Annotated in this window: 20 protein-coding genes; 16 read left to right on the top strand and 4 right to left on the bottom strand. The window is 71.8% G+C overall.

What is annotated here, in order from left to right:
- Positions 1-122 precede the first annotated feature (122 nt).
- From rpsA to aroD, 7 genes are all read left to right on the top strand, one after another.
- Positions 123-1,619, top strand: coding sequence for a 30S ribosomal protein S1 (gene rpsA, locus ACT3SP_RS03620; RefSeq protein ID WP_444585867.1), 1,497 nt, complete (start codon positions 123-125; stop codon positions 1,617-1,619).
- Positions 1,620-1,847: 228 nt separating this feature from the next.
- Complete coding sequence (locus ACT3SP_RS03615; RefSeq protein ID WP_444585866.1) at positions 1,848-2,678, top strand: HAD-IIA family hydrolase; 831 nt, start codon at positions 1,848-1,850, stop codon at positions 2,676-2,678.
- A gap of 229 nt (positions 2,679-2,907) precedes the next feature.
- The gene (locus tag ACT3SP_RS03610) at positions 2,908-3,618 is read left to right on the top strand and encodes a hypothetical protein (protein ID WP_444585865.1); all 711 of its coding nucleotides are present in this window, start codon (positions 2,908-2,910) and stop codon (positions 3,616-3,618) included.
- Between the two features lie 147 nt (positions 3,619-3,765).
- On the top strand, positions 3,766-5,010 hold the full coding sequence (aroC, locus tag ACT3SP_RS03605) for a chorismate synthase (protein WP_444585864.1): 1,245 nt from the start codon (positions 3,766-3,768) through the stop codon (positions 5,008-5,010).
- Positions 5,007-5,549, top strand: coding sequence for a shikimate kinase (locus ACT3SP_RS03600; RefSeq protein WP_444585863.1), 543 nt, complete (start codon positions 5,007-5,009; stop codon positions 5,547-5,549). The genes aroC and ACT3SP_RS03600 overlap by 4 nt, the downstream gene beginning before the upstream one ends.
- A complete protein-coding gene (gene aroB, locus ACT3SP_RS03595) occupies positions 5,546-6,628 on the top strand; it encodes a 3-dehydroquinate synthase (RefSeq protein WP_444585862.1) in 1,083 nt (360 codons plus the stop codon). Before ACT3SP_RS03600 ends, aroB begins: the two co-directional genes overlap by 4 nt.
- 5 nt (positions 6,629-6,633) lie before the next feature.
- A complete protein-coding gene (gene aroD / locus ACT3SP_RS03590) occupies positions 6,634-7,548 on the top strand; it encodes a type I 3-dehydroquinate dehydratase (protein ID WP_444585861.1) in 915 nt (304 codons plus the stop codon).
- A gap of 25 nt (positions 7,549-7,573) precedes the next feature.
- Here aroD and ACT3SP_RS03585 read toward each other — a convergent pair whose 3' ends face one another.
- Entirely contained in the window at positions 7,574-8,548 is a 975-nt protein-coding gene (locus ACT3SP_RS03585) for a TRIC cation channel family protein (protein ID WP_444585860.1), read from the bottom strand.
- A 138-nt stretch (positions 8,549-8,686) separates the two neighbouring features.
- Between ACT3SP_RS03585 and coaE the strand changes: the two genes are divergently transcribed.
- From coaE to ACT3SP_RS03560, 5 genes are all read left to right on the top strand, one after another.
- Positions 8,687-9,301: a dephospho-CoA kinase gene (gene coaE / locus ACT3SP_RS03580; protein ID WP_444585859.1), complete on the top strand. Its 615-nt coding sequence runs from the start codon at positions 8,687-8,689 to the stop codon at positions 9,299-9,301.
- A 72-nt stretch (positions 9,302-9,373) separates the two neighbouring features.
- Complete coding sequence (gene uvrB / locus ACT3SP_RS03575) at positions 9,374-11,479, top strand: excinuclease ABC subunit UvrB (protein ID WP_444585858.1); 2,106 nt, start codon at positions 9,374-9,376, stop codon at positions 11,477-11,479.
- Between the two features lie 122 nt (positions 11,480-11,601).
- Positions 11,602-11,826, top strand: a complete 225-nt coding sequence (locus tag ACT3SP_RS03570) for a hypothetical protein (RefSeq protein WP_444585857.1) — start codon at positions 11,602-11,604, stop codon at positions 11,824-11,826.
- A gap of 21 nt (positions 11,827-11,847) precedes the next feature.
- Positions 11,848-12,312 (top strand): NUDIX domain-containing protein, encoded by a 465-nt coding sequence (locus tag ACT3SP_RS03565; RefSeq protein WP_444585856.1) that lies wholly within the window; start codon positions 11,848-11,850, stop codon positions 12,310-12,312.
- A 136-nt stretch (positions 12,313-12,448) separates the two neighbouring features.
- Positions 12,449-13,654: a DUF418 domain-containing protein gene (locus ACT3SP_RS03560; RefSeq protein ID WP_444585855.1), complete on the top strand. Its 1,206-nt coding sequence runs from the start codon at positions 12,449-12,451 to the stop codon at positions 13,652-13,654.
- A 39-nt stretch (positions 13,655-13,693) separates the two neighbouring features.
- On the opposite strand, the gene ACT3SP_RS03555 is transcribed toward ACT3SP_RS03560, so the two are convergent.
- Positions 13,694-14,149: a pyrimidine dimer DNA glycosylase/endonuclease V gene (locus tag ACT3SP_RS03555; RefSeq protein WP_444585854.1), complete on the bottom strand. Its 456-nt coding sequence runs from the start codon at positions 14,147-14,149 to the stop codon at positions 13,694-13,696.
- 98 nt (positions 14,150-14,247) lie between these two features.
- On the opposite strand from ACT3SP_RS03555, the gene ACT3SP_RS03550 reads away from it, so the two are divergent.
- The gene (locus ACT3SP_RS03550; protein ID WP_444585853.1) at positions 14,248-14,784 is read left to right on the top strand and encodes an AAA family ATPase; all 537 of its coding nucleotides are present in this window, start codon (positions 14,248-14,250) and stop codon (positions 14,782-14,784) included.
- 104 nt (positions 14,785-14,888) lie between these two features.
- Entirely contained in the window at positions 14,889-15,239 is a 351-nt protein-coding gene (locus ACT3SP_RS03545; protein WP_444585852.1) for a hypothetical protein, read from the top strand.
- On the opposite strand, the gene ACT3SP_RS03540 is transcribed toward ACT3SP_RS03545, so the two are convergent.
- Both ACT3SP_RS03540 and ACT3SP_RS03535 read right to left on the bottom strand, forming a co-directional pair.
- The gene (locus ACT3SP_RS03540) at positions 15,214-16,968 is read right to left on the bottom strand and encodes a bifunctional 3'-5' exonuclease/DNA polymerase (RefSeq protein WP_444585851.1); all 1,755 of its coding nucleotides are present in this window, start codon (positions 16,966-16,968) and stop codon (positions 15,214-15,216) included. The genes ACT3SP_RS03545 and ACT3SP_RS03540 overlap by 26 nt on opposite strands.
- The gene (locus ACT3SP_RS03535) at positions 16,965-17,642 is read right to left on the bottom strand and encodes an MBL fold metallo-hydrolase (protein WP_444585850.1); all 678 of its coding nucleotides are present in this window, start codon (positions 17,640-17,642) and stop codon (positions 16,965-16,967) included. Before ACT3SP_RS03535 ends, ACT3SP_RS03540 begins: the two co-directional genes overlap by 4 nt.
- Before the next feature lie 72 nt (positions 17,643-17,714).
- Here ACT3SP_RS03535 and uvrA point away from each other — a divergent pair, with 72 nt between their 5' ends.
- A complete protein-coding gene (gene uvrA, locus ACT3SP_RS03530) occupies positions 17,715-20,606 on the top strand; it encodes an excinuclease ABC subunit UvrA (RefSeq protein ID WP_444585849.1) in 2,892 nt (963 codons plus the stop codon).
- Entirely contained in the window at positions 20,606-22,552 is a 1,947-nt protein-coding gene (uvrC, locus tag ACT3SP_RS03525) for an excinuclease ABC subunit UvrC (protein ID WP_444585848.1), read from the top strand. Before uvrA ends, uvrC begins: the two co-directional genes overlap by 1 nt.
- The last annotated feature ends 57 nt before the right edge of the window (positions 22,553-22,609 follow it).

The following is a 22,609-nucleotide window of genomic DNA, read 5'->3' as shown; positions in this document are numbered from 1 at the left end:
GCGAGTCGGCGCCGCCGTGTCCACCACGCCGTGCGCCGCCCGGGCATCGACAGGTCCTCCTCGGAGGGCCTGCACGTCCATCGACCCTACTCACTTCCTGTCCCGACGGAGTCCTTACCTACATGACCGACACCACGACCCCCCAGATCGCCATCAACGACATCGGTGACGCCGACGAGCTCATGGCCGCCATCGATGCCACCATCAAGTACTTCAACGATGGCGACATCGTCGAGGGCACTGTGGTGAAGGTCGATCACGACGAGGTCCTCCTGGACATCGGCTACAAGACCGAGGGCGTCATCCCCTCGCGCGAGCTGTCCATCAAGCACGACGTCGACCCCGGTGAGGTCGTCGAGGTCGGCGACGAGATCGAGGCCCTGGTCCTCCAGAAGGAGGACAAGGAAGGCCGTCTGATCCTGTCCAAGAAGCGCGCCCAGTACGAGCGCGCCTGGGGCACGATCGAGCAGATCAAGGAAGACGAGGGCGTCGTCACCGGCCGCGTCATCGAGGTCGTCAAGGGCGGCCTCATCGTCGACATCGGCCTGCGCGGCTTCCTCCCCGCCTCCCTCGTCGAGATGCGTCGCGTCCGCGACCTGCAGCCGTACGTCGGCCAGGAGATCGAGGCGAAGATCATCGAGCTCGACAAGAACCGCAACAACGTGGTCCTGTCGCGTCGCGCCTACCTCGAGGAGACCCAGTCCGCGGTCCGCTCCGACTTCCTGCAGACGCTGCAGAAGGGTCAGGTCCGCGAGGGCGCCGTGTCCTCCATCGTCAACTTCGGCGCGTTCGTCGATCTCGGCGGTGTCGACGGCCTGGTGCACGTCTCCGAGCTGTCCTGGAAGCACATCGACCACCCCTCCGAGGTCGTCGAGGTGGGTCAGAAGGTCAAGGTCGAGGTCCTGGACGTCGACATGGACCGCGAGCGCGTCTCCCTGTCGCTGAAGGCGACCCAGGAGGACCCGTGGCAGCTCTTCGCCCGCACCCACGCCATCGGCGAGGTCGTGCCGGGCAAGGTCACCAAGCTGGTTCCCTTCGGTGCGTTCGTGCGCGTCGAGGACGGCATCGAGGGCCTCGTGCACATCTCCGAGCTGGCCCAGCGCCACGTGGATCTGCCCGAGCAGGTCGTCACCGTCGACCAGGACGTCTTCGTCAAGGTCATCGACATCGACCTCGAGCGTCGCCGGATCTCGCTGTCGCTCAAGCAGGCGAACGAGGGCGTCGACCCCGAGGGCGACGACACCACCTTCGACCCGGCGCTGTACGGCATGGCCGCGGAGTACGACGCCAACGGCGAGTACAAGTACCCCGAGGGCTTCGACCCGGAGACCAACGAGTGGCTCGAGGGCTACGACGCCCAGCGCGAGGAGTGGGAGGGCCAGTACGCGGCCGCCTACGAGCGCTGGACCGCCCACAAGGCTCAGGTCGCCGAGGCCATCAAGGCCGACGAGGAGTCCGCGAACGCCCCGGCCGCGGCAGCGACCTCCTCCTCGTCCTCCTCGAGCGCCGACGCGGCCCCCTCCGCTCAGGCCTCCTACCAGTCGAGCACCACCGACGAGGGCACCCTGGCCTCTGACGAGGCCCTGGCCGCCCTGCGCGCCAAGCTCACCGGCAACTGATCCCCGGATCTCTCCGGGAGCGGCCCGGTCCCCGCACTGTGCGGGGGCCGGGCCGCTCCGCGTGCCGAGGCCCGGCAGGCGCGTCCTCGCGGTCGTCCCAGCAGCCGGCCCGGCAGACGGCCCGTCCGGGGCCCGACCCAGGACGGACCGCCACCCGAGCATGACCCGGCCGTCGTCGGTCGCGGACACGATGCGGCACCCGCGCGCCGGAGACGGCACACTATGGTCATGAACACCTCGCTCGATGACCACCCGGTCCACACCTGGCTCACCGACATGGACGGCGTGCTCGTCCACGAGGAGGCCGCCCTGCCCGGGGCGGGCGACTTCATCGCCGCTCTGCAGCAGTTCGGGCGCCCCTTCCTGGTGCTGACGAACAACTCGATCTTCACCCCACGGGATCTGCGGGCACGTCTCTCGCGCAGCGGCATCGACCTGCCGGAGGACTCGATCTGGACCAGCGCGCTGGCCACCGCGCGCTTCCTCGCCGAGCAGCAGCCCGGCGTCGCCGCCTACGTGATCGGGGAGGCAGGGCTGACCAGCGCGATGCACGAGGAGGGCTTCATCCTCGCCGACTCCGACGTCGAGTTCGTGGTGCTGGGGGAGACCCGCACCTACTCCTTCGAGTCGATCACCCGCGCGATCCGACTGATCCGGCGCGGAGCCAAGTTCATCGCCACCAACCCGGACGTCACCGGGCCCAGCGCCGAGGGGCCGCTTCCCGCCACCGGCTCGGTCGCAGCGATGATCACGGCTGCGACCGGAATACTGCCGTACTACATCGGCAAGCCGAATCCGCTCATGATGCGCACCGCTCTGAACCGCATCGGCGCCCACTCGGAGACCTCGATCATGATCGGGGACCGCATGGACACCGATGTGAAGTCCGGGCTCGAGGCCGGCATGCGCTCGGTGCTGGTGCTCTCGGGATCCACCCGCGAGGAGGACATCCCGCAGTACCCCTATCGGCCCACGGCCGTGCTGGACGGCATCGCGGACGTGGTCCCGCTGGTCGAGCAGCTCACTCCGATGGAGGCGGTCGAGCTGGGGGAGGACTGACCGCCGAGTCGTTCCCGGCCCGTGTGCTGTGAAGGCCTCGTGACGGCACGGTAGAGGCACGACGCCTCCGGGTTGACCCCGCCCGCTGCGGATGGAAGGTTCATGGACAGCCCGCCGGACGGTCAACAGACAGTCAAGCGATGAGGTCGTGGGGGATGCTCCCCGGTCATGATCGTCGGCAGGTCCGAGGACGCACCTGCTCCTCGGCCGAACGCAGAAGGAGACGACGATGCACCGTCGGCACCAGATCAGGACCTTGACCGCGATCGGGCTGAGCGCCCCGCTCCTCCTCGGGCTGGGCGTCGGGGGGATCGCCCCGGCCCTCGCCGGGAGCGAGCCCACCGATCTGTTCACCACGGGTCCCCGCGTCTTCGCCGCGCCCACGGACACGGCCGTCACGGCCGAGGAGGTCGCGGACTCGCTGTACGAGTACGCGGCCGATCCGAGCCTGAGCGACGACGCGCACTGCGCCGAGGCGCTGGACCTCGAGGACACCGACGCCGTCACCAGGTGCACCGTGATCGGCTGGAGCGGAGAGCAGGAGACCTACTACGGGTACATCGCCCCGGCCGCCGCCGCGGGGGACGACTACTGGCTGTACTTCTCCGAGGGCGCCCCGCTGCCCGCGGACGCCGCCGCCGCGCTGAACGACGGACTGAACGGGACCGGCGCCTATCCGGTCTTCGGCGAGCAGGACGAGCAGAGGGAGGTGCTCGCACCCGAGCTCGCGACCGAGCGGGCGAACTTCGTGCTCGACGGCATCGGCCGCGACGATCTCCGCGTCCAGGAGGTCGCCGGTGACGTGGACCTCACCACGGCGACCCCGGTGCGCGGGTCCGCGATCGAGGAGGGGTCCGGCCGCACCGTCGGGGTCACCCTGCTGCCGATCCCGACACAGGGCGAGGCCCCGGCGATGCTGGTCAGCATCGACGGTCCGTGAGCCGGCCACCCCTCGACACCGCGTGATCCGGCCGGTCCCACGGACGTCTCGGCGAGTCGCGGCCTGACGCCGGGAGCACCCGGGCGGGTGTCCGCGCACCGCGGACGCCCGCCCGGCGCATGCGGGCCCCATGAGATGATGCTGAGCATGCTGCGCTGGTTCACGGCCGGGGAATCCCACGGCCCCTCCCTCCTCTCCCTGCTCGACGGCCTCCCCTCCGGGATCGAGCTGACCAGTGACGATCTGAAGGACGCCCTCGCGCGCCGACGCCTCGGCCACGGCCGCGGCAGCCGCCAGAAGTTCGAGCGGGACGTGGTGAGCATCCCCGGCGGTCTCCGCCACGGCCGTACCCTGGGGTCTCCGCTCGCGATCGAGATCGCGAACTCGGAATGGCCCAAGTGGGAGAAGGTCATGAGCGCGGACCCGGTGCCGCGCGAGGATCTTCTGGTCGACGCCGGCACCGGTGACGAGCGCGAGATCGCCCGCAACCGTCCGCTCTCGCGGCCCCGGCCCGGGCACGCCGACCTCTCGGGCATGCTGAAGTACGGCTTCGACGAGGCACGCCCGGTCCTCGAGCGCGCGAGCGCTCGGGAGACCGCGGCCCGGGTGGCCGCCGGGCGCGTCGCCGCCGCCCTGCTCGAGCAGGCCGCCGGGATCCGTCTCGTCTCCCACACCCTGCAGGTGGGCACGGTCCGCGTCCCCGACGGAGCGGACCTTCCCGCACCGGAGGACGCCGAGCGCCTCGATGCCGATCCGCTGCGCTGCGCCGACGCCGGGACCTCGGCGGCGATGGTCGCCGAGGTGGATGCGGCCAAGGCCGACGGGGACACCCTCGGCGGCGTGGTCGAGGTGCTCGCCTACGGTGTGCCCGTCGGCCTCGGATCGCACACCCAGTGGGACCGCCGTCTGGACGGACGCCTCGCCCAGGCGATCATGTCCATCCAGGCCATGAAGGGGGTCGAGATCGGCGACGGCTTCGCGACCGCCGGCCGCCGCGGCTCCGAGGCGCACGACGAGATCCTCACGGCCGACGGCGGGACCGAGGGCTACCCGCGGGTGACCAACCGCGCCGGGGGCCTCGAGGGCGGCATCAGCAACGGACAGGTGATCAGGGTGCGCGGCGCCCTGAAGCCCATCTCGACCGTGCCGCGGGCCCTGCGCACCGTCGACGTCTCCACCGGTGAGCAGGCCACCGCGAACCACCAGCGCTCCGACACCTGCGCCGTCGCGCCGGCCGCGGTGATCGCCGAGGCCGTCGTGGCCCTCGCCCTGGCCGATGCGCTGCTGGAGAAGACCGGCGGGGACTCCGTCGCCGAGATCCGCGCCCACCTCGAGCAGACCCATGTCCTGCAGTCGGCCCTCAGCGGCCGTCGCACGGACCCCGCCCCGTGACCGGTCCCCTCGTCATCCTGATCGGGCCGATGGCGGCGGGCAAGACCGCGGTCGGCCGCGCTCTCGCCGACCGGCTGGGCGTCCCCTTCGCCGATCTCGACGCGCTGATCGTCGCCGAGGACGGGCGGACCATCCCGGAGATCTTCGCCGCGGAGGGGGAGCCCGCCTTCCGGGAGCTCGAGGCCGCCGTGCTCGCCCGCGCCCTGGAGGAGCACGAGGGGGTGCTCTCGCTCGGCGGGGGCGCCCCGCTGCACCGGGACTCCGCAGAGCGGCTGCGGGGACTGCCCGTGATCCTGCTCGAGGTCGAGGAGTCCGTCGCCGGCCGTCGCATCGCCCGCGGCGCCGGCCGTCCGCTGCTCGCGGGCGAGGACCCGATGGCCCGATGGCGGCAGCTCGCCGTCGAGCGCGGGCCCCTCTACCGCGACCTCGCCGCCCACCGCGTCGATGCCGGCCACGGCAGCGCGACCCACGTGGCCCGCGCCATCATCGCCACCCTGCAGCTCGAGGGCCGTCCCGGCCCGGAGGAGGACACCGCATGAGCACCACCGTGATCCCCGTGACCACCCCGACCGGAGGGTACGAGGTCCATGTCGGCCGCGGACTCCTCGACGGTCTCCCGGAGCTGCTGCCCGAGCGGGTCGCTCGCGTGGTCATCGTGCACCAGCCGAGCCTGCGCGAGGTCGCCGAGCAGGTGCGCGAGGCGATCACGGGCACCGGCCGGCAGGCCTTCGCCGCCGAGATCCCCGACGGCGAGGAGGCGAAGACCGCCCAGGTCGCAGGATTCCTCTGGGGAGTCTGCGGACAGGCCGAGATCGGCCGTCAGGACCTCGTGATCGGGCTCGGCGGCGGCGCCGCGACCGATCTGGCCGGCTTCGTCGCGGCCTCCTGGCTGCGCGGCATCGACGTGCTGCAGGTGCCGACGACGGTCGCGGCGATGGTGGACGCCGCCGTGGGCGGGAAGACCGGCATCAACACCGCCGAGGGGAAGAACCTCGTCGGCGCCTTCCATCCGCCGATCGCCGTGGTCGTGGACCTCGGCGTGCTCGGAGCCCTGGGCGCGAACGACGTCGCCGCCGGTCTGGCCGAGGTCGTCAAGGGCGGCTTGATCGCCGACGAGCGGATCCTGGAGATCATCGAGCAGGACCCCCGCGCCGTGCTGGACGTGACCAGTGACGCCTTCCGCGAGGTGGTCGAGCGGAAGATCCGCGTGAAGGCCGCGGTGGTCTCCGAGGACCTCACGGAACAGGGCAACCGGGAGATCCTCAACTACGGTCACACGCTCGCTCATGCGATCGAGCGCAACGAGCGCTACCTGTGGCGCCACGGCGCCGCGGTGAGCGTCGGCATGATGTTCGCCGCCGAGCTCTCGCACCTCTCCGGCAAGCTCTCCGAGGCGGAGGTGGACCGCCACCGGACGATCCTCACCTCTCTCGGCCTGCCCACCACCTATCGGGACCGGCAGTGGCCGAAGCTCGAGGACGCCATGAAGCGGGACAAGAAGACCCGCGCCGGTCTGCTGCGCTTCGTGGTGCTGGACCGCATCGGGAGCGTCTCCCGGCTCGAGGGGCCGGACCCGGCGCTGCTGCTGTCCGCCTACGCCGCGATCACGGAGGAGTGAAGCCTGTGAACACCGATGAGTCCACCGACGAGAGCACCGACGAGTCCGTCGGCGGGGTCGCCGCCCGCGGCGGCGCCGCGGATCCCGAGGGATCGCGCGAGCACCAGCCCGAGCCCGAGCACGACGTGCGCCGCCGCACCGCGACGGTGCGCGGGATCGAGCTGGGCCGTGCCCGGCCCGAGATCATCGTCCCCCTGGTCGGCGACGACGAGGAGGCTCTGCAGGCCCAGGCCGCGCAGGCGCTCGGGACGCGGGCCCGGATCCTGGAGTGGCGCCTGGACCGCTTCCGCCCCGATCTCGAGGACGTCTCCGATCACCGCGACGCGGTGCTGGCCGCGCTGCCGGGCCTGCGCGCGCAGCTGGGCGCCGACCGCGCGCTGCTGGTCACCTTCCGCACCGCGGCCGAGGGAGGCTCCCGCTCGATCGCCGACCGCGACCTGGGCGCTCTGCTCGAGGCCCTGATCTCGGGACGTCGCGCCGGCACGCAGTCCGCCGTGGACCTGGTGGACATCGAGACCGCGCGCGACGCCGGGGTGGTCTCCCGCGTGATCGCCGCCGCCCACCGCCACGGGACCGTGGTGGTGGGCTCCTTCCACGACATGGGGGCGACCCCCTCCGAGGACGAGCTGGTGGAGATCCTCCGCGGGCAGCGACGGCTCGGCGCGGACGTGCCGAAGATCGCGGTCACCCCCCGGGAGCCGCGGGACGTGCTCACCCTGCTCTCCGCCAGCCTCACCGTCGCCGGCGATCTCTCCGGGCCGCACATCGCCATCAGCATGGGCGCCCTCGGTGCGAGCAGCCGGGTGGCCGCCGAGGCCTTCGGCAGCGCCGCGACCTTCGCGAGCGTCGGTGCGGGCTCCGCCCCCGGGCAGCTCTCCGCGCAGGACGTCGCCGGGATGCTCGAGCTGCTGCGCCCCTGAGAGCGGCTCCCTCCCCGAGAGCTGCTCAGGCCGTCGGCACCGGACCGGGACGCGGATCGTCCCCCTCGGTGCCGTCAGCGCCGTCGATGCCGTCGGTGCCCTCTGGTCCGTCCGTCCCGTCCGGCCCGTCCTCGTCGGCGCGCTCGTGCTCGACCGTGCCGGGCGGCTCCGCGGCGTCGCTCGGAGGGAAGACGCGCTCCTCGTAGCCCTCGGCGTCGACGTCCTCGCTGTGGACGTCCGCGGCGAGATCGTCGCTGGAGCCGTCCACCACCGGGATCGTCCCCGTCTCCAGCGCCACCCGCTCCCGCTCGTCCCGGCGGGTGCGGCGCACCAGGCGCTTGAGCTGCGAGGCGGACATCGTCACCTGCCATTCGCGGTGCGCCGGAAGCGACCAGCGGCGCCACGCGGCGACGCCCGCGAGCAGGGCGCCGACGGCGACCGCGACCAGCACCGTGCCCGAGGGCAGGCCGAAGGCGAACACCAGCCAGGTCAGCACCGCGGTGACCAGCGCCCCGGTCGCGTACAGCGGGCCGCCGCCGAAGATCGCGGGGATCCGCCCCACCAGCACGTCGCGGATCACGCCGCCGCCCACGGCGCTGGTGACGCCCAGCATGATCGCCGGCAGCACGTCCAGCCCGTAGCCGAGGGACTTCGCGGTCCCGGTCGCCGCCCACAGCGCCATCGCGGCGATGTCCAGCACGGTGACCAGGCGTCGCCACCAGGCGCCCTCGGCGCTGATGAAGAAGGCGAATCCGGCGCCGGCCAGCGCGCACGTGAGGTACCAGGGGCCGGAGAACGCTGCGGGGACACCGAAGTCGAGGATCAGGTCACGGACGATGCCGCCGCCCAGACCGGCGGCGATGCCGATGATCCCGAAGCCCACCGCGTCGAAGTTCAGGCGGGAGGCGAGGGCGCCGGCGGCCACCCCCATCACGAACACCCCGATGAGATCCAGCACGCGCAGGAAGTCGTTGGTCACGAGCAGTTCGAGTGGGTCCACCCCAGCACCGTAGACCCGCCTCCGACCTGCCGGAACCCTCCCGTGACCGCTCTTACGGCAGGCCGTGTGCGAGGTGCGTCGCCGGGCCGGGCATCGGGACCTGCGCCGACCTCGCCCCCGCGACCGTACGATCGGGGGATGAGCACGACCACCGACCCCGTGCGCCTGGGACTGACCGGCGGCATCGGCTCCGGGAAGTCCACCGTCGGTGCCCTCTGGCGTCAGGCCGGTCACCGGGTCATCGACCTCGATGCCCACTCCCGGGCCGTGCTCGACGTGCCCGGGGACGGTGTCGAGGAAGCCGTGGCCCGCTTCGGCGAGGAGTACCGCGGGGCCGACGGCACGATCGACCGCGGCGCGATGGCCCGCCTCGTGTTCGCCGACGACCGGGCCCGGTCCGACCTCGAGCGGATCGTGCTGACGAGGGTCGACGAGGCCGTCGCCCGGGAAGAGGCGGAGGCCGCCGCGGCGGGGGAGCCGTGGGTGGTCCACGACAGCCCGCTGCTGCTGGAGAAGTCCCGCGAGGGCGACTACCGCGCGGTCGTGGCGGTCCTCGCACGCCGCGAGGACCGCATCCAGCGCGTGATGCGGGATCGCGGCAGGGACCGCGCCTACGTCGAGTCGGTGATGGCCGCACAGGTCAGCGACCTCGAGCGGATCCGCCGCGCGGACCTCCTGGTGCTCAACACCGCCGGTCGCGACGAGCTCGCCCGCCGCGCCCTGCACGTCCTGGGCAGGGCGCTCGAGGTCTGATCCGCCACCCTGCAGCGCTCACCGCCGCCGCGTCCGTGTCGTCCGTCGGCCCCGGGTCGTAGGCTCGGCCCCATGCGTCCCGTCACAGACCTGGTCCGCGCCGAGCATCCCTTCGAGGTCGTCTCCGAGTACTCGCCCTCGGGCGACCAGCCCACCGCCATCGCCGATCTCACCCGCCGCATCAACGACGGCGAGCAGGACGTCGTGCTGCTGGGCGCCACCGGCACCGGCAAGTCCGCGACCACGGCCTGGCTCATCGAGCAGGTCCAGCGCCCCACCCTGGTGATGGCGCACAACAAGACCCTCGCCGCACAGCTCGCGAGCGAGTTCCGGGAGCTGCTGCCGCACAACGCGGTGGAGTACTTCGTCTCGTACTACGACTACTACCAGCCCGAGGCGTACGTCCCGCAGTCGGACACCTACATCGAGAAGGACTCCTCGATCAACGCCGAGGTGGAGCGGCTGCGGCACAGCGCCACCAACTCCCTGCTCACACGCCGCGACGTGGTGGTGGTCTCCTCGGTCTCCTGCATCTACGGCCTGGGCACCCCGCAGGAGTACGTGGACCGGATGGTGCAGCTCGGCGTCGGCGACCAGCTGGACCGCGACGAGCTGCTCACCCGCTTCGTGGACATGCAGTACGACCGCAACGACGTCGCCTTCGAGCGCGGCACCTTCCGGGTGCGCGGGGACACGGTCGAGATCATCCCGATGTACGAGGAGCTCGCGATCCGCATCGAGTTCTTCGGCGACGAGATCGACGCCCTGTACACGCTGCATCCGATGACGGGCGAGGTGATCCGGCAGGAGGAGCACATCCACATCTTCCCCGCCTCCCATTACGTCGCCGGGCCGGAGCGGCTCACCCGCGCGATCGGCACCATCGAGGTGGAGCTCGCCGAGCGGCTGGAGGAGCTCGAGAGCCAGAACAAGCTGCTCGAGGCGCAGCGGCTGCGCATGCGCACCACCCACGACCTGGAGATGCTGCGCCAGATGGGCTCGACCAACGGCGTGGAGAACTACTCCCGCCACCTCGACGGGCGTGCGCCGGGCACCGCACCGAACACCCTGATGGACTACTTCCCCGAGGACTTCCTGCTGGTGATCGACGAGTCCCACGTGACCGTGCCGCAGATCGGCGCGATGTACGAGGGGGACCGCTCCCGCAAGCGCACCCTGGTCGACTTCGGGTTCCGCCTCCCCTCGGCGCTCGACAACCGCCCGCTGACCTTCTCCGAGTTCACCGAGCGCACCGGACAGACGGTCTACCTCTCGGCGACCCCGGCCGAGTACGAGCTGAATCGCGCGCACGGCGTGGTGGAGCAGATCATCCGGCCGACGGGCCTGGTGGATCCGGAGGTGATCGTCAAGCCGGTCAAGGGCCAGATCGACGACCTGCGCGAGGAGATCGAGAAGCGGGTCCGGCGCGACGAGCGCGTGCTGGTGACCACGCTGACCAAGCGCATGGCCGAGGACCTCACCGACTTCCTGCTCGAGAACGGCGTGCGGGTCCAGTACCTGCACTCCGACGTGGACACCCTGCGCCGCATCGAGCTGCTGCGCTCCCTGCGCCAGGGGGAGTTCGACGTGCTGGTCGGGATCAACCTGCTGCGCGAGGGCCTGGACCTGCCCGAGGTGTCCCTGGTCGCGATCCTGGACGCGGACAAGGAGGGCTTCCTGCGCTCGCGCACCTCGCTCATCCAGACCATCGGCCGCGCGGCCCGCAACGTCTCCGGCCAGGTGCACATGTACGCCGACCGGATCACCGACTCGATGCAGGACGCGCTCGACGAGACCACGCGTCGTCGCGAGAAGCAGATCGCCTACAACACCGAGCACGGCATCGATCCGACCCCGCTGCGCAAGCGCATCGCGGACGTCACCGACATGCTGGCCCGCGAGGACATCGACACCGACACCCTGATGGCCACCGACTACCGCTCGGGCAAGGAGCGGGTGCAGCGCGATCGGGCCCGCGCGAACTCCCTCGACTCGGTGCAGGGCCGCAAGGTGGACCTCGGTGACGACCCGGTCGGCGCGCTCACGGGCATGATCGACGAGATGACCGCGCAGATGCACCAGGCCGCGGAGTCTCTGAACTTCGAGGTCGCGGCCCGGCTGCGGGACGAGGTGCAGGAGCTGAAGAAGGAGCTGCGCGCGGTGCAGCGCTCCAGCTGAGCCGTCGCGGCGCCGACGGCCTCCGTGCACTGCGAGCGCGACAGCGCGGAACGGATCGCGCGTGGCTGCCGTGCGCAGGAGTGGGGTGTGGGCGCGGTGCGAGGGCCAGAGGTGTGATAGCCATGAGCATGGACATGCACAGCGGGTCATCCCCGACCTGGAGGAGGAGCCTGCTCGTGGGGCTCGTCCTGCTGATCGGCGGCGTTCTGCTCACCCTCGCGGAGAGAGCGTCCGCGGTCGCCGTCCCGGGCGGTCTGGGACCGGTGAGCGCCGTGGGCGGTCTCGTCGTCCTTCTCAGGGTGTTCGCATCCTGGCAGGCACGACCGCGCGGCGGGCCGGGGGAGTGAGCGGAGGTGTCGAGCGGACGCATGGCGAGCACGGTGCTGACGGCGGCCCACCGGGTGCGCCGGATCTGGTGGCGCCTGCGGAGACCGCGCACCTTCGGCGTGAAGGTCCTCCTGCTGCATCCCGGGGACCCGGGCCGATTCCTGGCGGTCCGTCATTCCTACGTCGACCATGAGCGATGGGCGCTGCCCGGAGGTCGGTACCGCCCCGCCCGCGAGAGCGCCGAGAGCGCGGCCCGACGAGAGGTGGGCGAGGAGCTCGACGTGGCCGTCGTCGGCCAGCTCCGCCGGCTCACCACGGTCAGGAGCACGGCAGAGGGCAAGCGTGACACGATCACGATCTTCGCGGGAACCGCCGCCGCAGGGGCGGTGACCACCTCGGTCGAGCTGCGGGAGGCACGGTGGTTCCGGACCGACCTCAGCGATCTGCCCACCGGAGATCCCGTCTCGCGATGGCTCCGCACGGCTCTCACGTCCCATCGCTCGTGAGGACCGCAGCAGCTCCGGACCGCCCCGCCCTCCTCATGACGAAAGGCACTGGACGTCGGCGCACGCGCTGGCAGGATGAGGACCGCACCCGACGACAGCGTCGGGGCTGCTCCGACGACACCGAGGACGTGCCGCCATGACCAGCCGCCCAGCGGAGAACACCGACACCGCAGTCCGCCCTCGCGAGGCGACGTCCCGTCCGCGACTGCTGGCTCCGGACATGTCCCGTGGGGCGATGCTGCTGCTCATCGCCGCGGCCTATGCCACGGTCTATGCGGGGTCGGGCTTCGGGACGGACGTCTCGCAGCTGCCTCTCGTGGACCGTGCCACCACCTTCGCCAGCGCCCTCCTCCTGGACAACCGCGCCTTCCCGCTGTTCGCGATCCTCTTCGGCTACTGGGTGGCCCGGGGCGCACAGAGGCGGCGTGACGGCGGGGCGGCCCCGAGACAGGTGCACCGGCGTCTCCTGCGGCGCGCCGGGGCCCTTCTGCTGCTCGGCGCCCTCCACGCGATCCTCGTCTTCCCCGGAGAGATCCTCAGCTCCTACGGCATCGCCCTGCTGCTGGTGGGCTGGCTGCTGCTGCTGAGCACCCGGGTGATCGCGGTGGCGCTCGGTGTGCTCCTGGCCGGGTCGACGGTGCTGATCACCCTGTTCGCCGTGGCGACGTCGTACATGACCGCGCAGGATCCGCAGGCCTACGGTGCCGTGCCCGGCTATCTCTCCTCCGCCGACTGGTTCGAGCGCATCGCCCTCTACCCGGTCACGCTGGTGTACCTGGTGCTGGCGTACCCGCTGCTGCTGCTCGTGGTGACCGGCTTCCTGACGGGCAGGCTCGCCCTCTTCGAGGACATCGACCGGCATCGACGCACACTGCGGATCCTCGCCGTCGTCGGCATCGCGGTCTCCGTCGGCACGGCGATCCCCGCGGCACTGGTCTCGGTCGGGGCGATCGATCCCGGATGGGCGACCAGAGGTGTCCTGAACAGCCTGCAGATCCTCACGGGAGTGGCCGGCGGCCTGGGCTACGCCTCACTCTTCACTCTGGCGGGGGCCCGTCTGGAGGAGCATCCGGGACCGATCTCGACGGCGCTGGCCGCGATGGGGTCGCGCTCGCTGACCTTCTACATCCTCCACTCCGTGCTGGTCGCCGTGATCCTGCATCCGCAGCTGATCGGCGTCGGGACGCACGTGGGACCGTTCGGCGCCGTCATGGTCGCCCTCGGCGTGTGGGTCGTCGGTCTGTTCGTCGCCTCGCTGCTGGAGAGGAAGGGGCTGCCCGGTCCGCTCGACGCTCTCATGCGGCGACTGGTCGACGGGCGCGCGCGGGGGACGAGCACGTGATGGGGCGGCCGCGGACGCGGTGACCATCGGGACGGCCTCTCAGCGCGGAGGCGCCGCCGCGCGCTCCCAGCTCTCGACGGGACCGGGGACCGCCTCGAACAGGGGATGGACCTCCGGGCGGTGCAGGGCCGTGGCACGCTGCCAATCCGCGGGGCTGCGCTGAGCGAGTTTGGCCAGCAGATGCTGCCACTCCAGGTCGAGCTGCCCGTCGGTGACGGGGATCGGGGCGATGTCCGGCGAGCTGCCGGGACGAGAGTCGATGCGGGAGAGGTCGAAGCTGTAGCCCCGCCCGGCGGCCTCGTGCGCGAGCACCTCGAGATATACGCCGACGGCCGTGAGCGGCTCGGGCTGCGCCCGGAACCTCTCCAGCTGCGGGTGGTTGCGATATCCCTGGGTGCGGCCCGCGAGCACCGCCTGCGCCAGCAGGGCCTCCCGCCAGCAGCCCGTGAGGCCCTGCCGATCGAGGTGACGGGGATGCAGGGACCACAGACGCATGGAGCCATCCTCCCTCATGGAGACCGAGTGCCTGGGCGACCACGCGGACCGCCCCGGGATCCCGCACCCCGCTCCTCGCCGCTGGGACACTGAGAGCCATGCACGCTCATCCTGACCCGGCACCCCCGCTCGTGATCCTGCGGGGGAACTCGGCCTCCGGGAAGTCCACGGTGGCGCGTCGCGTCCAGCGCGCCCTGCCGCGAGGCCGCGTCGCCGTGATCGGTCAGGACCATGTCCGGCGGGAGATGCTGTGGGAGCACGACACCGGGCAGGGGGACACCATCGGACTCCTCGCGGTGATGACCCGTCACTGCCTCGCGGTCGGTCGGACCACCGTCGTCGAGGGGATCTTCGGCGCCGAGAGGTACAGGACGATGTTCGCTGAGCTCCTGCGCGACCATGCAGGGCCCTCGCTCGTCTACTACCTCGACGTGAGCCTGCCGGAGACCCTCCGCCGACATGCGGGAAAGCCGATCGCCGCCCATGTGTCCGAGGACGAGGTCAGCTCCTGGTACCGCGAGCACGACCTCCTGGGTGTCCCCGGCGAGGTCGTGCTGGGGGAGCGGGTCAGCGAGGAGCGGATGGTCGCACGGCTCCTCGACGACCTCTCCGATGCGACGACGGAGGCACCCTGATCCCCGCTCCTGACGAACATCCCGCACCTGACGGCTCTGCCCGCCGTGCACCGGCCGCTCTCCTACCCCCTCTCCTCGGGACCGCCGCGGCGACCGGCCTCGGGATGATCCCGCTCCATCGACTGCCGCGTGCGGTGCGGACCGGCGACGTCCTGCTTCCCGCGGCGCTCGAGTCCGAGGCGCTCGAGGACGGCGTGCTGGAGCTGCCGAGCGACGTCGACCCGATGATGCTCGCTCCCGGTCGCCGGGAGGGAACGCCCGCCGACGAGTACCGGCCGGGCGCCCGGTCCATCGCGGAGATCCTTCGCGCCGACGGTGCGATCACCCCCGCACGGCTCGACGGGGTGTGGGATCAGCGGTCCGACCGGTCGCTGACCCCGCTGCTCGGCGAGGAGCGCATCGCCGCGCCGGCCGCAGCGCTGAGCGCGCTCACTTCTCCGCAGAGCGCTCGCTGATCGTCAGGTCCAGCGGGAAGTCGATCGGGCTGCCCGGGAACAGGAGCCGGCCCGCGGCGTCCGCGGACTCCTGGACGGCGGCGGCCGCCGCCTCGGCCTGCTCCGCCGGCGCGTGCACGATCACCTCGTCGTGCAGGAAGAAGGCCAGGTGCGCGCGCTGCGAGAACACCGGGCCCGACGGCGCGGCCGCCGCGCCGGGCGTCACGTCCGCGAAGCCCGCCAGCCGCAGCCGCAGCGCCGCCATCCAGGAGAGCGCCCACTCCGCCGCGGTGCCCTGCACCACGAAGTTCCGGGTGAACCGGCCCCGGTCGCGGGCCGAGCGCCGCGCCCGCTCCTGCGCGCCGGGCGGGGCGTCGACCTGGTTCGCGCTGCGCTGCGCCTGCGACCACTCCTCCTCCGGGGCGGGGGAGGAGCGGCCCAGCCAGGTGGTCACCGTCCCGCCCCGCTCCCCGGTCGCGGCCGCTCCGTCCACCAGTGCCATAGCGTCCGGGAAGGTCTGTCGCAGCCTCGGCACCACGCGGCCGCTGTCCCCGGTGGTCCCGCCGTACAGCGCGCCGAGCACGCCCACCTTCGCCTCCTGGCGGGTGGCGACGATGCCGGCCTGCACGATCCCCGAGTAGAGGTCCTTCCCGGCCCCGGCCGCGATCATCTCGCCGTCCCCGGACATCGCCGCCAGCACCCGTGGCTCCAGCTGGGAGACGTCGGCGCTGACCAGGCGCCAGCCCGGATCGGCGCGCAGCGCGGGCCGCAGCCGGCGCGGGATCTGCAGGGCGCCGCCGCCGCTGGAGGCCCAGCGCCCGGTCACCACCCCGCCGGGCACGTAGACGGGCCGGTAGCGACCGTCGCGGACCCAGTCGTCCAGCCAGGCCCATCCGTTCGCCGTGAGCAGCCGGGACATCTTCTTGTACCGCAGCAGCGGTTCGATCGCCGGGTGCTCGTGCTCCATGAGCTCCCACTGCGAGGTGGAGGAGACGTCGATCCCTGCTCGGTGCAGGGCGCGCAGCAGCTTCGGCGGGGAGTCCAGGGGCACCAGGGGATCGCCGAGGGCGGTGCGGACCTCGGCCGCGGCCTCCACCATGCGCGCCGGAGGGGTTCCGGGGGAGGGTCGCGGCCCCAGCGCGCTCTCGAGGATCCGACCGTGCTCGGCCACGTCCCAGGGGATCCCCGCCGCCTGCAGCTCGGCGGCGATCAGCGCGCCGGCGGACTCGGCGGCCACCAGCAGGCGCAGACGGGAGGGATCGCGGGCGCCGTCGATCGCGGCGCGCTGGCGTGCGAACTCGGCCCGGGTCTCCTCCGCGTCGGAGGGCACCGCCCCCGAGCGGGAGGTCCCGGCGTCGATCTCGAACAGCGTCGCTCCGGTGTCCCGCACCGGCTCGTACGGGTCGAGCGGGGTGTCCCACTCCTGGGCGCTCCGCAGTGGGCCCGGGTCCTGCACCAGTTCGGAGTGCCGCAGGATCCTGTGCACGAGGCGGAGGTCATGGCAGCGCTCGAGCGTCACCCCGGCCCCGACCAGACGCGGGTACCAGGCGGCGGCGTCGCTCCACACCCAGCGCGGCGCGTGCTCCGCCTCGAGACGGGCGACCGCGGACGGCACGTCCTCGGCCGTGATCTCCCGGCGGAAGAGCTCCTCGCCCCGCGCGTCGAGGGCGAGCAGGACCGTTCCGTCGCCGCGCCGGCCGAGGACGCACCACGCCGGGGACGACGAGGCCGGGGACGGGGGAGGGGTCACCAGCCCCGCTCGCGCCAGGCGGGCAGCGACGGACGCTCCGCGCCGAGCGTGGTGTCGTCGCCGTGGCCGGGGTAGACCCAGGTGTCGTCGCCGAGCCGGTCGAAGATCCGCTGTTCGACGTCGTCGAGCAGCTGCGCGAAGCGCTGCGGGTCCCGGTCCGTGTTGCCCACCCCGCCGGGGAAGAGGGAGTCGCCGGTGAAGAGGTGGTCGCCCTCGTCGCCGCCGCGCCAGAGCACCGCGACGGAGCCCGGGGTGTGGCCGCGCAGGTGGAGGATCTCCACGCTCTGCTCCCCGAACTGGAGCACGTCGCCGTGGGCGAGGGGGAGATCGGTGCGGGCGGGGATCTCCTCCGCGTCCGCCGCACCTGCCGCGGTGCGGGCACCGGTGGCCGCCACCATCTCCTCGAGCGCGCCCACGTGGTCATGGTGGGCGTGGGTGGTGACGATCAGGTCGAGCCGGTCGTGCCCGGTCCCGGCGGCGACCATGCGCCGCAGCGCGTCCGGTTCCGCGGCGGCGTCGATCAGCAGCTGCGCCCCCGTCGACCGACAGGTCAGCAGATAGGCGTTGTTGTCCATGGACCCCACGGACAGCTTGCGGATCTCCAGATCGCGGAGGTCCCGCGCCACCGGCTCGCCTCCGGGCTCGACGTGTCCTGTGTACTCGTGATCAGCCATGGGGTCAGTATGTCGCGCACCTCTCTCCCGAACAACTGTTCGAAGGTCGGGGTTCGCCCCTAAGATGGCCCGGTGACTGAATCGCTGGTCGTCCGTGGTGCGCGCGAGCACAACCTCAAGAACATCGACATCGACATCCCCCGCAACAGGCTGGTGGTGTTCTCCGGCCTGTCCGGCTCGGGGAAGAGCTCCCTGGCCTTCGACACCATCTTCGCCGAGGGACAGCGGCGCTACGTGGAGTCGCTGTCGAGCTATGCCCGGCAGTTCCTGGGGCAGATGGACAAGCCCTCCGTGGACCTCATCGAGGGGCTCTCCCCGGCGGTCTCCATCGACCAGAAGTCGACCAACCGCAACCCGCGCTCCACCGTCGGCACCATCACCGAGATCTACGACTACCTGCGCCTGCTGTTCTCACGCACCGGTGAGCAGCACTGTCCCGTGTGCGGGGAGAAGGTCAGCTCCTCCTCCGCCGAGCAGATCGTGGACACGCTCCTGGACCTCGAGGCCGGCACCCGGTTCCAGCTGCTGGCACCGGTGGTGCAGGGCCGCAAGGGCGAGCACGCGGACCTGCTCAGCGCCCTGCGCTCCCAGGGCTACGCCCGCGCCCGGGTCGACGGGGAGAACCGGCGGCTCGACGAGGAGATCACCCTCGACAAGAAGTTCAAGCACACCATCGAGGTGGTCGTGGACCGCCTGGCGGTCAAGCCCGACTCCCGCCGCCGCCTCACCGACTCCGTCGAGACCGCGCTGCGCCTCGCGGAGGGCATCGTCGTGGTCGACTTCGTGGACCTGCCCGAGGACGATCCCGTGCGCCTGCGCCGCTTCTCGGAGAAGCGCGCCTGCCCCAACGACCACCCGCTCGCGATCGACGACATCGAGCCGCGCACCTTCTCCTTCAACGCCCCCTACGGCGCCTGCCCCGAGTGCACGGGACTGGGCCAGCGGCTCGAGGTGGACCCCGAGCTGGTGATCCCCGACGAGGACCTCTCGCTCGCCGACGGCGCGATCGCGCCCTGGGCGATGGGGCACTCGGATCGTCACCTCGAGGTGATGGCCGGACTCGCCGAGGAGCTGAGCTTCTCGATGGACACCCCGTGGCGGGCCCTGCCCGAGCGCGCCCGGGAGGCGCTGCTGCACGGCAAGGACTTCCAGGTCCACGTCAAGTACCGCAACCGCTTCGGCCGCGAGCGCACCTACTCCACCGGCTTCGAGGGCGTGATGCACTTCCTCGAGCGCCGGCACGGCGACACCGAGTCGGACTGGGCCAAGGAGCGCTACGAGCAGTTCATGCGCGAGGTCCCCTGCCCCGCCTGCAAGGGCGCCCGCCTGCGTCCCGAGGTGCTGGCCGTGACCGTCGGCGGCCGTTCGATCGCCGAGGTCTGCGAGATGTCGATCCGCGAGGCCCATGCCTTCCACGACTCGCTCCAGCTCGGCACCCGGGAGGCGAAGATCGCCGACGAGGTGCTGCGTGAGATCCGCTCCCGACTCGGGTTCCTGCTCGACGTGGGGCTGGACTACCTCAACCTCGCTCGCGCCGCCGGCACCCTCTCCGGCGGAGAGGCCCAGCGCATCCGCCTGGCCACCCAGATCGGCTCGGGCCTGGTGGGTGTGCTCTACGTGCTGGACGAGCCGTCGATCGGCCTGCACCAGCGCGACAACGCGCGCCTCATCGGCACCCTGGAGCGCCTGCGCGACCTCGGCAACACCCTCATCGTGGTCGAGCACGACGAGGACACCCTCAACTCCGCCGACTGGGTGGTGGACATCGGCCCCCTGGCCGGGGAGCACGGCGGGCAGGTCGTGCACTCCGGCGGCGTCGAGGAGCTCAAGCGCAACCCCGAGAGCCTCACCGGCCGGTACCTGTCCGGGGAGCTGGAGATCCCGCTGCCGCCGCAGCGCCGGGCGGTGGACCGTGACCGGGTGCTGAAGGTCGTCGCCCCGCGCGCCAACAACCTCACGGGGCAGGACGTCACCGTCCCGCTCGGCGTGCTCACCGCGGTCACCGGGGTCTCCGGTTCGGGGAAGTCCTCCCTGGTCAACGACGTGCTCTACGCCGTTCTCGCGAAGGAGCTGAACCGCGCCCGGATCGTGCCCGGCCGCCACAAGCGGGTCACCGGCCTCGAGCACCTCGACAAGGTGGTGCACGTGGACCAGTCGCCCATCGGCCGCACCCCGCGTTCCAACCCCGCCACCTACACCGGGGTGTGGGACCGGGTGCGCACCCTGTTCGCCCAGACCAACGAGGCGAAGATCCGCGGCTACACCGCCGGACGCTTCTCCTTCAACGTCAAGGGCGGGCGCTGCGAGGCCTGCTCCGGCGACGGCACGCTGAAGATCGAGATGAACTTCCTGCCCGACGTCTACGTCCAGTGCGAGGTCTGCAAGGGCCAGCGCTACAACCGCGAGACCCTCGAGGTGACGTTCAAGGACAAGAACGTCGCCGAGGTGCTGGGCATGTCCATCGCCGAGGCGCTCGAGTTCTTCGACGCCGTCCCCGCGATCCGCCGCCAGATGCAGACCCTGGTCGACGTGGGGCTCGGCTACGTGAAGCTCGGCCAGTCCGCGACCACCCTCTCCGGCGGCGAGGCGCAGCGGGTGAAGCTCTCCTCCGAGCTGCACAAGCGGTCCAACGGCCGTACCGTCTACGTGCTCGACGAGCCCACCACGGGACTGCACTTCGAGGACGTCCGCAAGCTGCTGGAGGTGCTGAACGGACTGGTGGACAAGGGCAACACCGTGATCGTCATCGAGCACAACCTCGACGTCATCAAGACCGCCGACCACGTGATCGACCTCGGCCCCGAGGGCGGCGCGGGCGGCGGCCGGGTGGTCGCCACCGGCACGCCCGAGCAGGTCGCCGAGACCCCGGGCTCCCACACCGGGCACTTCCTGGCTCCGATGCTCGCCACCGGACGAGCGGGCCGCGCGTGCTCGGCGACGAAGCGGAGCGCGAAGGCCATCTGATGGCAGATCCCGCGACCTACCGTCCCGCCACCGGGACCATCCCCACCCGCCCGGGGGTGTACCGGTTCCGCGACGAGCACGGCCGTGTCGTCTACGTGGGCAAGGCCAAGAACCTGCGCCAGCGCCTGGTCAACTACTTCCAGGACCTCTCGGCGCTGCACGAGCGCACCCGGCGCATGGTCACCACCGCCGCGAGCGTCGAGTGGACGGTGGTGGGCACCGAGGTGGAGGCGCTCACCCTCGAGTACACCTGGATCAAGGAGTTCGACCCGCGGTTCAACGTCAAGTTCCGCGACGACAAGTCCTATCCCTACCTGGTGCTCACCATGGGGGAGAAGGTGCCACGGGTGCACATCACCCGTCGGCCGCGGGCGAAGGGCGACCGCACCTTCGGGCCCTATCCGCAGGTGGGCGCGATCCGCGAGACCCTCGACCTGATGCTGCGGGTGTTCCCCGTCCGCTCCTGCACCGCCGGGGTCTACCGCCGCGCCGAACGCTCGGGGAGGCCCTGCCTGCTGGGCTTCATCGGCAAGTGCTCCGCCCCCTGCGTGGGGGACATCTCCGAGGACGACCATCGCGTGCTCGCCGAGCAGTTCGCCGACTTCATGGCCGGCAACACCTCGAAGTACACCCGCCGCATCGAGAAGCGCATGCGGGAGGCGGCCGCGGCCATGGACTACGAGACCGCCGCCGGCCTGCGCGACGACCTGCGCGCGCTCGAGAAGGTGATGGAGAAGAACTCCGTGGTGCTCTCCGACGCCACCGATGCCGATCTCATCGCTCTGGCCCAGGACCAGCTCGAGGCGTCCGTGCAGGTCTTCCACGTGCGCGGCGGTCGGATCCGCGGACAGCGCGGCTGGACCGCCGAGATCCTCGACGACTCCACCGGCCCCGATCTCATCGAGCGGGCGCTGACCACCCTGTACTCCGAGGGTCCGGCCCCGAAGGAGGTGCTGGTCCCGCTGATGCCCACCAACCGCGAGCAGGTCCTCGCGCTGATGGGCCGCTCCGTCGACCTGCGCGTCCCGCAGCGCGGCGAGAAGAAGGACCTGCTGCGCACCGTCGGGGAGAACGCGACCGAGGCGCTGCGCCTGCACCGGCTCAAGCGCACCGGGGACATCACCGCCCGCACCAAGGCCCTCGAGGACCTCGGCGAGGCGCTCGAGCTCTCCGAGCCGCCCCTGCGGATCGAGTGCTTCGACATCTCCCACTCCCAGGGCACCAACGTCGTCGGCTCCCAGGTGGTGTTCGAGGACGGTCTGCCTCGCAAGAGCGAGTACCGGCGCTACGCGGTCAGCGGCGCCGCCGCCCGGGACGACACCGCCTCGATGTACGACGTCATCTCCCGCCGGCTGAAGCACCACCTCGACCCGCCCGAGCCGAACGAGGAGGACCGCCGCCGCTTCGCCTATCCGCCCTCGCTGATCCTCGTCGACGGCGGACCGCCGCAGGTCGCCGCCGCCCAGCAGGCCTTCGACGATCTCGGCATCACCGACATCGCCCTCGCCGGCATCGCCAAGCGGCTCGAGGAGATCTGGCTGCCCGGCGACGAGTACCCCGTCATCCTGCCCCGCACCAGCGAGGCGCTGTTCCTCGTCCAGCGCCTGCGCGACGAGGCCCACCGCTTCGCGATCACCTACCACCGCTCCAAGCGCGGTCGTGCCATGCAGGCCAGCGCGCTCGACGGCATCCCGGGGCTGGGCCCGGCCCGGCGTCGGGCCCTGCTGGACCGCTTCGTGACCGTCTCCGCGATCCGGGAGGCGGACGAGGAGGAGCTGGTCGCCGTCGACGGGATCGGGCCCGCATTGGCGGCGCAGATCGCGACCGCGCTACGATCCGAGCAGGGGAGCGAGCCGGACCCGACCGCCGACGCGGACGCCGTCGTCCACGACGAGGAGCTCGGGGTCGCCGTGGACACGGAGACCGGCGAGATCCTCGACGGCTGAGACACCGGACGCAGCAGCTCCCGGTGCCTGAGACCCTGGCCGCTGAGACCCTGGCCG

Source organism: Brachybacterium sp. AOP43-C2-M15, assembly GCF_052446295.1.
GTDB lineage: Bacteria > Actinomycetota > Actinomycetes > Actinomycetales > Dermabacteraceae > Brachybacterium.
Note: the sequence above shows the minus strand (reverse complement) of the source record. Positions and strands in the feature narration are given on the sequence as shown.

Excerpts from the sequence above, each read along its gene's own strand:
- ACT3SP_RS03555 (WP_444585854.1), bottom strand. The coding sequence starts at position 14,149 with ATGCGTCTGTGGTCCCTGCATCCCCGTCACCTCGATCGGCAGGGCCTC.
- ACT3SP_RS03610 (WP_444585865.1), top strand. The coding sequence starts at position 2,908 with ATGCACCGTCGGCACCAGATCAGGACCTTGACCGCGATCGGGCTGAGC.
- ACT3SP_RS03560 (WP_444585855.1), top strand. The coding sequence starts at position 12,449 with ATGACCAGCCGCCCAGCGGAGAACACCGACACCGCAGTCCGCCCTCGC.
- coaE (WP_444585859.1), top strand. The coding sequence starts at position 8,687 with ATGAGCACGACCACCGACCCCGTGCGCCTGGGACTGACCGGCGGCATC.
- uvrC (WP_444585848.1), top strand. The coding sequence starts at position 20,606 with ATGGCAGATCCCGCGACCTACCGTCCCGCCACCGGGACCATCCCCACC.
- ACT3SP_RS03570 (WP_444585857.1), top strand. The coding sequence starts at position 11,602 with ATGAGCATGGACATGCACAGCGGGTCATCCCCGACCTGGAGGAGGAGC.
- ACT3SP_RS03545 (WP_444585852.1), top strand. The coding sequence starts at position 14,889 with ATGATCCCGCTCCATCGACTGCCGCGTGCGGTGCGGACCGGCGACGTC.
- ACT3SP_RS03535 (WP_444585850.1), bottom strand. The coding sequence starts at position 17,642 with ATGGCTGATCACGAGTACACAGGACACGTCGAGCCCGGAGGCGAGCCG.
- aroB (WP_444585862.1), top strand. The coding sequence starts at position 5,546 with ATGAGCACCACCGTGATCCCCGTGACCACCCCGACCGGAGGGTACGAG.
- aroC (WP_444585864.1), top strand. The coding sequence starts at position 3,766 with ATGCTGCGCTGGTTCACGGCCGGGGAATCCCACGGCCCCTCCCTCCTC.
- ACT3SP_RS03565 (WP_444585856.1), top strand. The coding sequence starts at position 11,848 with ATGGCGAGCACGGTGCTGACGGCGGCCCACCGGGTGCGCCGGATCTGG.
- ACT3SP_RS03550 (WP_444585853.1), top strand. The coding sequence starts at position 14,248 with ATGCACGCTCATCCTGACCCGGCACCCCCGCTCGTGATCCTGCGGGGG.
- rpsA (WP_444585867.1), top strand. The coding sequence starts at position 123 with ATGACCGACACCACGACCCCCCAGATCGCCATCAACGACATCGGTGAC.
- uvrB (WP_444585858.1), top strand. The coding sequence starts at position 9,374 with ATGCGTCCCGTCACAGACCTGGTCCGCGCCGAGCATCCCTTCGAGGTC.
- ACT3SP_RS03615 (WP_444585866.1), top strand. The coding sequence starts at position 1,848 with ATGAACACCTCGCTCGATGACCACCCGGTCCACACCTGGCTCACCGAC.